We start from the raw sequence: 11,659 nt of genomic DNA on the forward strand, positions 1-11,659 counted from the left end.
ATCATACAAATCTATACTAGATGAATAAGCTTATATACTTGGCTTTACTGGTTTTGATAAGCTCATGCGATCAATTCAAGTTTAGTGATAAAGAAGAAGAGGAAGATATAACAAATGCAGTTGCCAGGGTAGGCGATGTGTACCTTTATCAAAGAGACTTAGGAGGTCTTATTGATAAAAGTATGAGTTCGGAGGACAGTGCCAACATCATTGGCAGGTATGTAGATTCTTGGGTGAAGAAGCAGCTTATGTTACAATCTGCCGAGGAAAACTACCAGTTCGATGAAGCGGAAATAGATAGAAGGGTGCTGGATTATAGGTATCAGCTGATAGTATATGGATACGAAAAACAGTTTGTTCAGCTAAAGCTCGATACGGCTATTTCGGAAGAGGAAATCCGGGAATATTATGAGGAAAACCTTGATAATTTCCAACTGAAGCAGAATATCATTAAAGGCTCGTACCTAAAAATACCCAACGAGGCCCCAAGGCTAAAAAGGGTAAGCAACTGGCTCAGGTCCAATGATAAAAATGACCTTGAAAAGCTCCGCTCTTATGCTTATAGCTATGCAGAGTCTTTCAGCATCAACGATTCGAACTGGATAGATTTTGACCAGTATGTGTACAATACGCCTTTTGTTTCGGGTGCGGCCAACCCTGTTCAGCTGCTTGAAAGGAACAAATATTTGGAAGTAAGCGATTCGCTTTATTCTTATTTTTTAAGAATAGATGATTATAAAATTACCGATCAGGTATCGCCACTTGAGTTTGTTAGGGAGCAGATTAAAAGTACGCTCATTACCAAAAGAATGGTGGGTTTGAGAAAAGACTTAGAAAATGAAGTTTACGAGAATGCAGAAAAAAATAAATCGTATGAAGTTTACCAGTAAAAAATCATTGGCTATTACCGTAGGGTTGAGCCTCTTTTTGGGTTTTTCGGCTTTTGCCCAAGGGGAAGGCGTTTTTGTGGATGGAATAGTAGCCAAGGTGGATAACCATATCGTACTGAAATCGGATGTGGAGAACACGTATTACCAGCTATTGAGCAATGGCGAAGAATTAGGTCCAGATCCTAAATGTGAGATTTTGCGCCAAGTAATTGTAAATAAAATCCTTTTGGCCAAGGCTGAAATTGACTCCATAGTGGTAGATGAGTCGCAGGTGAATGTGGAGCTTGACCGAAGGATGCAATACTTTATCATGCAAGCTGGAGGAGAAGATAAATTGGAGCAGACTTTAGGTAAAAAGCTAACGGTTCTTCGGGAAGAACTTCGCGACCAAGTATCTGAACAGCTTACTACCCAAAGAATGCGGGGAACGCTTACTGCCGATATCAATGTGACTCCGGCTGAAGTTAAAAAATACTTTAACCAGATTCCTAAAGATAGTATTCCATTTTTGCCTGCTGAGGTGAAAGTAGGGCAGATAGTGAAGTTCCCAGAGGTGAGCAAGAGTGAAAAAGACAAGGCGGAGCAAAAGTTATATGGTTTGAAAGCGAGGATAGAAGCTGGAGAAGATTTTGCCGAGTTGGCTATGAAAAATTCCGAAGACTTTGGTTCGGCTCGTGAAGGTGGCGATTTGGGCTGGCACGGTAGGGGAGAGCTCGTTCCTGAGTTTGAAGCTACGGCACTTAGGTTGGAAATAAATGAGATTTCTGACCCAGTAGAGTCTGAATTTGGTTTCCACATGATCCAACTTTTGGAGAGAAGAGGGCAACGCTTTAGAGCAAGGCACATCTTGATCCGCCCGAAATCTAACGACTTTGATGTTACCGAAGCCATGCAGTTGATGGACAGTATTCGTAATCAAGTTTTGGGTGATAGCCTAACATTCGAAAATGCGGCCAAGGAATTTTCCGATGATCAAGCTACTCGCTCAAATGCTGGTTATTTTAAAGACCAAAACACAGGAAGCAGTTTTGTGGCTACCGACATGATAGACCCGATTATTTTCTTTACTATCGATACCATGGAAGTGGGAAAAGTGAGTGCCCCTATGCAGTACCGAACTGAAGATGGAAAGGCTGCGGTGAGGATGATTTATTACGATAAGTATATTCCTCCTCATTATGCAAACCTCAAAGAAGATTATCAAAAGCTATATGCCGCCACTATGAACAGGAAGAGAGCAGAAGCTGTGGAAGAATGGCTAGAAGAGGCTAAGCAGGAAGTGTATATTGAGGTTTACGATGATTATGGGAATTGTAACATCTTAGAAGAGCTGTAGCTTCAGTCAACTTAAAAAACAAATTCAAGACTTATGAGTTTTGAGAAAGACCGGTTTCCGAAGTGAAGCTGGTTTTTTTTATGTGCACACAGCGAGTATGTTAACTTTCACAAATTGTTAAAATCTTTGTAAGAAGGTGCTAAATGTAGGTAAAATGTGTGTTTTTTAAAGAAATTGCCTTATTATTGTTTGCCTAGGTAAAGAATATAAAAGAATCGTTTGGTAAAAATATTAACCTATAAATTAACCTTAGATTTTTGAGAAAAGGTATGTTCGTAAATCATTTTCTCCACTTGGGAATCCCTAGTTCAGATAAACCTTAATCTTTAAAAAAAGTAGAAGAATGGCTATTCAATTTGGTTCAGATAAAGAAGCTGCAGACGCTTTAAAACAAACATATACCAATCTTTCCAATGAAATATCTAAAGTGATCATTGGGCAGGAAGAGGTGATCAGGCTTACGCTGACCTCTATTTTTTGCCAAGGACACTGTCTGTTGGTGGGTGTGCCCGGTTTGGCTAAAACCTTGCTTATCCAAAATACGGCTGCGGTACTCGATCTTAACTTCAACAGGATCCAGTTTACCCCTGACCTTATGCCATCGGACATAGTGGGTTCGGAAACGATGGACAAAGACAGGAATTTCAACTTTATAAAAGGACCTATTTTTGCCAACATCATCCTTGCCGATGAAATCAACCGTACGCCTCCCAAAACCCAAGCTGCCTTGTTGGAATCTATGCAAGAATATTCGGTGACGGTAGCAGGAAAGCATTTTGAGCTAGAGAGACCTTTCTTTGTTTTGGCTACGCAAAACCCTATTGAGCAAGAAGGAACATATCCACTTCCAGAAGCGCAACTTGACCGTTTTATGTTCAATATTCTTTTAGATTACCCATCGTTGGATGCTGAAATAAAAGTGGTGAAAGGGACAACCTCTAACAAGAAAGCTTCTGTAAGCAAAATCACTACAGCAGAAGAAATCATCTTTTACCAAAATTTGGTAAGGAAAGTTCCTGTGCCTGATAATGTGATCGAATATGCGGTTTCTTTGGTAAGAAAAACCCGCCCAAATACCGAGCATGCTTCAAAAGAAGCTAATGAATTTTTGGAATGGGGAGCAGGTCCAAGGGCTTCGCAGTACCTCATTTTGGGGGCAAAATGCAATGCCTTGCTCAATGGAAAGTATTCCCCAGATATAGAAGATGTTCAGGCGATGGCTATTCCTGTATTGAGACACCGTGTATTTCGCAACTTTAAGGCAGAAGCGGAAGGTCTTACGATTGAAAACTTAATAAGCGAACTTTTATAGTTAGCAAAATGAAAAAAATAGGAGTCCAACTTTTGCTTTGTTTCATAGCTATGGCAGCATGTTCCAATCCTACATATGATTTCGACCTCCAAGGCCACCGAGGGGCAAGAGGGCTTTTACCCGAAAATTCGATCCCAGCTTTCTTAAAAGCTGTAGAGATAGGGGTGACCACCCTAGAGCTGGACGTAGTGGTGTCCAAAGATGGGAAAGTAGTGGTGTCGCATGAGCCTTGGTTCAACTCCTCCATTTGTCTCGACCCCGATGGGGAGAAGATAGAAGAAGACAGAGATCGCTATAATATTTATGACCGAACATATGACCAAATCCGCCAGTTTGACTGTGGTTCTTTAGGCAATCCTAGGTTTCCCCAGCAAGAGAAAATGTCTGTGTACAAGCCGTTGCTTTCTGAGGTGATAGCCGAGGTGGAAAAAGCATCCAAAGCTTCGGGAAAAGAGCTGATGTACAATATAGAGATCAAATCTAGTGTGGAAGGAGATTACAAATTCCATCCTTCCCCCGAAACTTTTTCAGATTTTGTGTACAGAACCATTAGTGACGTATTGCCTGCCGAACGGTTTTGCATCCAAAGTTTTGACTTCAGGATCTTAAAATACTGGCACCAGAAATACCCCGAATATACCTTGGCCGCATTGGTAGGAAATGAAGAAAGTTGGGAGCAAAATGTTGAAGCCCTTGGCTTTACCCCCGCCATTTACAGTCCACATTTCAAACTCATCACCCAAGAAAATGTTAATCAGCTACATGAGGAAGGGATACAGGTAGTGCCTTGGACGGTCAACGAAAAAAGTGATATGCTCCAATTGCTAGAGTGGGGCGTAGATGGACTTATCACCGATTATCCAGATAGGGCAATTGAATTTAAAGATTAAGAGCATGTTTTGAAATTGACTAAACAATTTTGCCGTACATAAGCTTGGAAAACAAACTTATATAGGTCCCAAAAATGTTCTCAAAGAAGAAAGGATGAATTTAAAATTGGGACTTAGATAATATGAATACGAAGCTTTATATCAAATACATGGCAAGTTTGCGCTGCAAACTTCTGGTGAAAGAAGAACTGCTGAAACTAGGGCTTCATCATGTTATTGTTGATTTGGGAATGGTTGAAATCTTGGAAGAGATTACGGAAAACCAAAGGCAACAACTGAAAGTAAACCTGAAGAAATCTGGGCTGGAGCTTCTTGACGATAAGAAAAGTATCCTGATAGAGAAGATCAAAAATGTGATCATCGAAATGGTTCATTATACAGACGAATTGCCCAAGGTGAACTATTCTGATTATATAAGTGAGAAGCTGGATTATGATTATACGTATTTGGCTAATATTTTTTCAGAAGTGAAAGGGATCACCATCCAACAGTTTATCATTCTCCATAAAATAGAAAAAGTAAAAGAACTGCTGATTTATGATGAGCTGACACTTACCGAAATTGCCTATAAGTTGCATTACAGCAGTGTAGCCCACCTTTCTAATCAATTCAAAAAAATCACCGGGCTTACGCCAACATTTTATAAGCAACTGAAAAACAAACGCAAACAAAACCTGGAAGATGTATAAGCAACTAAAGTCGATTTAGATGCCTTTTTAAACAATATTCTTTCCTGTAACAATAAATATTTTTTAGGTATTGTCAGTCCGATTAGTTGCTTACTGTCCAAAACATGGGATATATGTAAGACCTTGCCATTTCCTTGTAATACTTTCCGCTACAAATCTGCCGATCTTTGTGAGACTAACTAAAGTTAGTTAGACAATCCAATACTTAACAGTAGAAATTATGTCTAAAGAGAAAGACGGTAAATCCAGATCGAACAAAACGGCTCCAGCAAAAACATTGAAGGAGAAACGGGCTGCCAAAGAGGAAAAACGCATGGAAAAAAAGCGAAGTGACGATTAACGGTTCAAACCAAATAAAATGGGAAATACTGAACAAGCAAAGGCAAATGCGTTCGTCGTTGTAGAGATCATTGAATATGTCCCCAATTCGGTAGTTATCAAAACGATCATAAAGAAAACAACTGGCAATATATCGGTGTCTTCTTTTGATACAGGAGAGTCCCTTACTAAAAAATCTCCATTCGACACCTTCATACAAGTAATTGATGGAAAGGCTGAGGTTGTTATCGATGAGGAGTCTCACTTGCTTGAAACAGGGCAGGCTATCATTATCCCTGCCCATGCCCAAAATAGTATAAAAGCCAATGTGAGGTTCAAAATGATTTCCACAATAATTAAAAGTGGGTATGAAGATGTTGTGATCTAAATTCAAAAACGCTTATGGAGCAAAAAATGGAAACGAAATTAAAGATAGTACACGAAACGGTATATGAGTTTACGAATGAGGTATTTATCGAACCTCATTATTTGAGGTTCAAACCACGTGTCACATCTTACAATAAACTAGAAAGTATTGATTTCAAGATATTTCCAACTCCTATAAGCTTGTCGGAACAAAGCGATGCAGAAAACAACTCGGTCTATTTTTGCCAGTTTGATGGACTTCATATGATGGTTAGTTTCCGTTCAATATCCGTAGTGACGCTGTGGGAAAATAATCCATTTAACTTTGGCTTGTTCCCCATCGAAAATTATGATTTGCCCTTGCAATACGATCCACAAACACAGATGATCTTGCATGCGGCACTTTTGCCATATAACATCAGCAACTCGCTGATTGACTTCGGAAATACCGTGCTTGCCAATTCTAACAATAAAACCTTGGATTTTCTGGTGAACCTTACCAATAGGATTTATGCTGATTTTACAGGAGAGACAAGGCTGGTAGGGGAGCCAAATAGCCCAGAGACCACTCTTCAACGTGGAAAGGGTTCGTGTAGGGATCTTGCTTGGATGCAGATTCATCTGCTCAGGTATTTTGGCATTGCGGCGAGGTTTGTAAGTGGGTATTATTTTACAAATGCGGGGCACACTCCTTACGAATTACATGCCTGGGTGGAAGTTTACCTCCCGGGGGCTGGCTGGGTCGGGTTTGATCCTAGCAATGGAATACTTGCAGGAAGCTCCCATATTCCAGTTTGTTCCAGTGCCCATTATCAACATACAATGCCAATTACTGGAACGTACAGGGGAGCTCCAAATACTAATATGGAGACATCCCTTTTAATTGAAAAAATCTAACTATTAAAATTATGAGTGGAACATTTGTTCAGAATAAGTACAACGCCGGAGATGTGGTTTTTTCAAAAAAGAACCCAACTACCAAGTTGCTTGTCAGGCGGTACATAGATCGGATTTATTACTGTAAAGTACAGGACTTCCCTGAGAGAAAAGAAGAGGTGTATTTTGAACGAGAGCTTGTGGAAGATTTGGCACTAGCGGCAAAAAACAAAAAAAGCTTAGATGAAAATAATGCAAAAATAGCACCCGCACCTGACCTATTGCCTTAAAGTAGTTACACCCACTCCCGAAAGAAAATCATCTTAACCCAAAATGCCATAGGCAACCCAAAAATGGATATTTTAAGAAGTTGGAGAGAACAAAAGGTTATGCTTAAATGGAGGTTTTCTTGTCTTACCGACGAAGATTTCGCCTATAAGGAAGGGCAAAAAGAAGGTATGCTTGATAGGCTTTCCAAAAAGCTTGGAAAAACACGGGAGGAGCTGGAATTGCTCTTTGCCGAACTACAGACTTATTAAGGAATTATGCTAAAACAAAAATGGCTTGGGATTTTTATCCCTTCCAAATTTTTTTGTTTTGCCCCTATGGCTAGCGGGGTACTTAAAAATGCCCTCTCTATTGTGGAATGGGGGTAAAGCATGGGGGAAACCTCAATGAAATATAACCATTACAACAATGAAAAATTTAAAATTTTCTCAACCAGGAGGCTCCAGCTTTGCAAAGACCTTGCGAACGAGGGTAGATGAATACTTCGAAAGTAATAACAAAAATAAATACGGTAATAGTAGTATGGTGATTAAAACTGTGTGTATGCTAACCGTTTTCTTTGTGCCTCTCATTATTATGGGTACAGGAATAGTCGCTAATGTCTTTGTTTTATTTGCCTTGTATATAATGTGTGGGCTAGGGATGGTCGGCATAGGAATGGGGGTGATGCATGATGCTATTCATGGGTCTTATTCAAAAAGCCAAAAAGTGAATAAATACTTGGGCTACACCATGAACCTTATTGGGGCGAATGCCGGTGTTTGGAAGATTCAGCACAATGTGCTCCATCATACCTATACAAATGTAGATCAAGCAGATGATGATATTAACGCACCTTTCTTCCTGCGCTTTTCCCCACATGCAAAGTTATATTGGCTTCATCGCTTCCAATACATTTACATTTGGTTCTTTTACGGACTTTCCACAATTTCATGGGTGACTATGAAGGATTTTGTAAGGCTGAGCCGCTATAACAAAATGGGTTTTTTCAAAGAAAAAGGGGAGTTTAGGGCTAATATTTTGAAAATTGCCGCTTGGAAAGTCTTTTATTACTCCTATGCGTTAGTGCTTCCGCTGGTTATGGTGCAATTACCTGCTTGGATCATAGTGTCGGCTTTTTTGAGCATGCATTTTGTAACCGGAATTTGCATGAGCATCGTTTTCCAAACGGCCCATGTTGTGCCCGATACCGCATTTCCCCAACCGAATGAAAAAGGAATCATCGCCAACGATTGGTCATTGCACCAATTGGCTACAACAAGCAACTACGCACCAAGGAGCAGGGTGTTTTCTTGGCTTATTGGTGGGCTCAACTATCAAATAGAGCATCATTTGTTACCTAATATCTGCCATGTGCATTACAGACACATTTCCAAAATTGTTTCCAAAACGGCGGAGGAGTTCGGTATGCCGTACTTGGTGGAAAAAACCTTCTTTGACGCACTTATAAGCCATATAAAAATGCTTCGCCAGTTGGGTAGGGCTTAATTTACTTTCGAAAGGGTAGGGCACAAAGCGCCCTTTTCCTTTTATTGTTGAGTATGATAATTACGCTGTTAGCATAGAGGTAGTTACTTTAATGAGAGTTTCAATTTTCACTTCGTCATAAGCATCTGAATGAGCTGCCTCAAAGCCCTTGGTATCATTATCGTAATAGGCTCCAGTCATGTTTTTATAATCGTCAGATATTGCCAAGTCAAATAAGATATTTGCCCCTTTATCAGCGGAAGACCAAGAGTTTCCATAGGCTTCCATTACCATTTTCGTGTTTAATAAAGAGCCTGGGTTTACGGCAATCACTGCTATATTTTGAACCTTTTCTGCCAAATAAAAGCTCCACATGGTCAGCGCTAATTTGCTTTGAGCATAGGCTTCCTGTTCATGTTCCTGTTTTTTCCCAGATAATACGTCATAGTCTACCGAAGACTGTGCAGCCGAGCTTAGGTTCAAAATGCGTGGTTCTATTCCTTTGTTTAGTAAAGGGATCAACTCTTTTGTAAGTAAATAGGGAGCCAAATAATTTACAACAATTCGCATGTCCAAACCATCTTTATTGAATGGTGAAGAACTTTTAAACACACCTGCATTATTGATGAGCACATCAATTTTGGGCAGCTCTTTTATGATTTGCCGAGCCAACTTCCTTACTGAATCCAATGCTGAAAAATCTGCTACAAATCCTTTTATATTATCATTTTTTGATAGTGATTTCACTTCTGAGATCGCATCAGAAAGCTTTTTGGGGTTTCTACCGTGAAGGTAAACGTCATGCCCTTCCTTGGCAAACTTTATTGCAGTAAGCTTGCCTATTCCATCTGTGCTTCCGGTTATTAATATGGTCTTTTTCATGATACTATTTGTTCTCCTTTGAAAGTATGAAAATGGGGTAATACTTTATTGGCAATTCGTTCTAAGGTGCTGTTCATATCCATAGAATTAAATCTAAGGTTTAGGGCCACATGGTTCACGGCCATGTCTTTTAATTGATCCAAATATTCAATCAAATAATTAGCGCCAATCTTAAAACCTAGTGGGATAGGCTCTGGTTTAAAATCATCGTTGTCTTGTAATACAACATATAAGGGTTGTATAAAAGGCTTGTCGAAGTCTTGTGTTTTAGCAATAAGTTCTCGCCACTGCTCTATCGTGAGCTTTTGTTGGTATAGGTTTTTAGGGTAGGACATCCACCCATCTCCATTTTCCACGTTCCACTCCAGTGACTGCTGGCTATATCCAGTGATTAGCATGGGTATTTTATGAGCAGTAGGTTTAGGAAGTATGTCAATATTTCCCTTTAGCTCTCCGTATGGGTTTGAGGCTAAGGTCGGGAAGCTTTCTTCTGCCTCTCTTATGTATTCAAAAGACGCACGAAATAAGTTGCCTCGCTGTTCATGATTGATACCCATTGCAGGGTATTCATCGTACCTGTCGCCAGATGCAACTCCTAACACAAACCTTCCGCCAGAGAGCTGATCGATACTTGCGGCTGACTTAGCTACATGAACAGGGTGGTGCAAGGGAAGTGCAATACTTGCAATGCCTAAAGTAATGCTTGATGTTTGCCCCGCCAAGTATCCTAAATAGGTAAAAGGATCGAATAGTTGCCCAGCGTCTCCAAATGAAGGTACATTGAAAGGGATATCTCGAACCCACAAAGCTTTAAACCCTAATTCCTCTATTTGCTGTACCCGTTGCAAATGATCTTTCATAGTTGGTACAGGGCTATTTGAGTAATTCTCGATAGGAATTACAAGACCAAGACTTAGCTCATTAGGTTTGAAAATGCTGTTGTAACCTTGGTTTATTATTTGAAACTCCGATCTGTTTGCTTTTTTTGACATTTTATTAGTTGTGCTAGGCATCGTTTATTAACGGTGTTGAATTTTCATTCTTAGAGCATGGGTCTTCCTGCAAGTTGCGGAAAAATCCATGTGGTTTTTTTAACAGGATCATCTTTCGCTTTTATAAGTAAGTAGTTGCTTACAATGCTGTACGTGCTTTAAAGTGAGGTACATATTCAGAATCTTTCATAAAGTTAAGTGCAGCTCCCTCTTCTTTACCTTCCACGCGTTTCATCATTTGTAGGGCCGACATCTAGAATAGAGTAATAAACCATCGTTTTTATGTTTTAAATTAATATTGTTTTTAAGTAATACAAAGGTGCATATTAGTATCAAAAATATGATTGTATAATTATTGGTTAAATCGGTAAGGGATTTGGGGAAATAGCTTTTATAGAGGCTTTTTAACTTGAATTGTAGTTTTTAAACCGTATTTGGTTTATTTTAGCATAGGTGAACCAATATTAATACTATGCTATTAGAAGAGACTCAAAAGATTTTTGAAATTCAAGTGGAGGAGTTTTCAGAATGGGAAAAAAGGCCTCATAGACATAACTTCTTCGAGCTAGTGTATGTCGATTATGGTAAGGGGTATCAATGCATAAACCTGAATGAATTTGAATATAGTTCTGGAAATGTATTCCTTCTGCCGCCTATGGATTGCCATTCATTCAAAATCCATGAGCCCTCTCGTTTCTTTTTTATCAGGTTTACAGACCATTATTTTCTGAGCGACGATAAACCTATCGATTACAAGAGCTGGTTTGATAAGATGGCTTACGTCCTTTCCAATTACAATAAAGTACCAGGAGATATTATAAGCTCGGAGAGAGAAAGGGCATTTATAGTGCAAACGATCAAGGCTATTTTCAAAGAGTATACTTCTGCAGATAGCTATTCTGATTCTATTATTACGGGTATGATGACTGCTATTCTGAATATTTTGGCAAGGAGTGTGGAAAAGCAATATGTAGATCAGGCGAATAAAATAGATAGTAGGTTTGGAGAGGTATTGCGGTATATCAATACGAATATCAATGACCAAAAACTGCTAAGAATTCCGGTTTTATCAGATAGGTTTGGTATTTCACCCACGTATTTTTCTGAGTACTTTAAAAAGCATGCAGAGATGGGGCTTGCAGAATATATCACAAAATCCAAGTTAAAATTGGTGCAAACGAAGCTGCTTCATACCGACTTTAGCCTAAAGGAAATCGCTTATCAGTTGAACTTTACCGATAGCAGCCACCTAGCAAAGGCGTTCAAAAATGTTTACGGAATGACCATAAAAGAATTCAAGCAAAGCGGACAAACCTGTTGTGCTTAAAATTCGATTTTATATCAGATATCGCT

The 11,659-nt window shown here is 39.4% G+C and carries 13 protein-coding genes; 11 read left to right on the forward strand and 2 right to left on the reverse strand.

Annotation, left to right across the window (positions count from 1 at the left end):
• Positions 1-20: 20 nt before the first annotated feature.
• The 10 genes from R9C00_08130 (at position 21) to R9C00_08175 (ending at position 8,453) form a co-directional block, all read left to right on the forward strand.
• Entirely contained in the window at positions 21-890 is an 870-nt protein-coding gene (locus R9C00_08130; GenBank protein WPO37415.1) for a peptidyl-prolyl cis-trans isomerase, read from the forward strand.
• Complete coding sequence (locus tag R9C00_08135) at positions 874-2,226, forward strand: peptidylprolyl isomerase (protein WPO37416.1); 1,353 nt, start codon at positions 874-876, stop codon at positions 2,224-2,226. Before R9C00_08130 ends, R9C00_08135 begins: the two co-directional genes overlap by 17 nt.
• Positions 2,227-2,569: 343 nt before the next feature.
• Positions 2,570-3,538: a MoxR family ATPase gene (locus tag R9C00_08140; protein ID WPO37417.1), complete on the forward strand. Its 969-nt coding sequence runs from the start codon at positions 2,570-2,572 to the stop codon at positions 3,536-3,538.
• 8 nt (positions 3,539-3,546) lie between these two features.
• Entirely contained in the window at positions 3,547-4,428 is an 882-nt protein-coding gene (locus R9C00_08145) for a glycerophosphodiester phosphodiesterase family protein (GenBank protein ID WPO37418.1), read from the forward strand.
• Between the two features lie 122 nt (positions 4,429-4,550).
• Entirely contained in the window at positions 4,551-5,117 is a 567-nt protein-coding gene (locus R9C00_08150; protein ID WPO37419.1) for an AraC family transcriptional regulator, read from the forward strand.
• 358 nt (positions 5,118-5,475) lie between these two features.
• Positions 5,476-5,823 (forward strand): cupin domain-containing protein, encoded by a 348-nt coding sequence (locus tag R9C00_08155; protein WPO37420.1) that lies wholly within the window; start codon positions 5,476-5,478, stop codon positions 5,821-5,823.
• A gap of 26 nt (positions 5,824-5,849) precedes the next feature.
• Positions 5,850-6,698 (forward strand): transglutaminase family protein, encoded by an 849-nt coding sequence (locus R9C00_08160; GenBank protein WPO37421.1) that lies wholly within the window; start codon positions 5,850-5,852, stop codon positions 6,696-6,698.
• 11 nt (positions 6,699-6,709) lie between these two features.
• On the forward strand, positions 6,710-6,967 hold the full coding sequence (locus R9C00_08165; protein WPO37422.1) for a hypothetical protein: 258 nt from the start codon (positions 6,710-6,712) through the stop codon (positions 6,965-6,967).
• A 63-nt stretch (positions 6,968-7,030) separates the two neighbouring features.
• Positions 7,031-7,216 (forward strand): general stress protein CsbD, encoded by a 186-nt coding sequence (locus tag R9C00_08170; protein WPO37423.1) that lies wholly within the window; start codon positions 7,031-7,033, stop codon positions 7,214-7,216.
• 157 nt (positions 7,217-7,373) lie between these two features.
• A complete protein-coding gene (locus tag R9C00_08175; GenBank protein ID WPO37424.1) occupies positions 7,374-8,453 on the forward strand; it encodes an acyl-CoA desaturase in 1,080 nt (359 codons plus the stop codon).
• Between the two features lie 60 nt (positions 8,454-8,513).
• Here the strand turns inward: R9C00_08175 and R9C00_08180 are convergent, their stop codons facing one another.
• Both R9C00_08180 and R9C00_08185 read right to left on the reverse strand, forming a co-directional pair.
• Positions 8,514-9,314 carry an SDR family NAD(P)-dependent oxidoreductase gene (locus R9C00_08180; protein ID WPO37425.1) on the reverse strand — a complete coding sequence of 267 codons (801 nt, stop codon included), beginning with the start codon at positions 9,312-9,314 and terminating at the stop codon, positions 8,514-8,516.
• Positions 9,311-10,306, reverse strand: coding sequence for an LLM class oxidoreductase (locus R9C00_08185; protein WPO37426.1), 996 nt, complete (start codon positions 10,304-10,306; stop codon positions 9,311-9,313). Before R9C00_08185 ends, R9C00_08180 begins: the two co-directional genes overlap by 4 nt.
• A 472-nt stretch (positions 10,307-10,778) precedes the next feature.
• Here R9C00_08185 and R9C00_08190 point away from each other — a divergent pair, with 472 nt between their 5' ends.
• Entirely contained in the window at positions 10,779-11,633 is an 855-nt protein-coding gene (locus R9C00_08190; GenBank protein WPO37427.1) for an AraC family transcriptional regulator, read from the forward strand.
• Positions 11,634-11,659: the final 26 nt, after the last annotated feature.

This window comes from Flammeovirgaceae bacterium SG7u.111, from assembly GCA_034044135.1.
Lineage (GTDB): Bacteria > Bacteroidota > Bacteroidia > Cytophagales > Flammeovirgaceae.

Coding starts and splice junctions, on each gene's coding strand:
- R9C00_08180 (WPO37425.1), bottom strand. CDS start 9,314: ATGAAAAAGACCATATTAATAACCGGAAGCACAGATGGAATAGGCAAG.
- R9C00_08190 (WPO37427.1), top strand. CDS start 10,779: ATGCTATTAGAAGAGACTCAAAAGATTTTTGAAATTCAAGTGGAGGAG.
- R9C00_08150 (WPO37419.1), top strand. CDS start 4,551: ATGAATACGAAGCTTTATATCAAATACATGGCAAGTTTGCGCTGCAAA.
- R9C00_08140 (WPO37417.1), top strand. CDS start 2,570: ATGGCTATTCAATTTGGTTCAGATAAAGAAGCTGCAGACGCTTTAAAA.
- R9C00_08135 (WPO37416.1), top strand. CDS start 874: ATGAAGTTTACCAGTAAAAAATCATTGGCTATTACCGTAGGGTTGAGC.
- R9C00_08145 (WPO37418.1), top strand. CDS start 3,547: ATGAAAAAAATAGGAGTCCAACTTTTGCTTTGTTTCATAGCTATGGCA.
- R9C00_08160 (WPO37421.1), top strand. CDS start 5,850: ATGGAAACGAAATTAAAGATAGTACACGAAACGGTATATGAGTTTACG.
- R9C00_08130 (WPO37415.1), top strand. CDS start 21: ATGAATAAGCTTATATACTTGGCTTTACTGGTTTTGATAAGCTCATGC.
- R9C00_08175 (WPO37424.1), top strand. CDS start 7,374: ATGAAAAATTTAAAATTTTCTCAACCAGGAGGCTCCAGCTTTGCAAAG.
- R9C00_08155 (WPO37420.1), top strand. CDS start 5,476: ATGGGAAATACTGAACAAGCAAAGGCAAATGCGTTCGTCGTTGTAGAG.
- R9C00_08165 (WPO37422.1), top strand. CDS start 6,710: ATGAGTGGAACATTTGTTCAGAATAAGTACAACGCCGGAGATGTGGTT.
- R9C00_08170 (WPO37423.1), top strand. CDS start 7,031: ATGGATATTTTAAGAAGTTGGAGAGAACAAAAGGTTATGCTTAAATGG.
- R9C00_08185 (WPO37426.1), bottom strand. CDS start 10,306: ATGTCAAAAAAAGCAAACAGATCGGAGTTTCAAATAATAAACCAAGGT.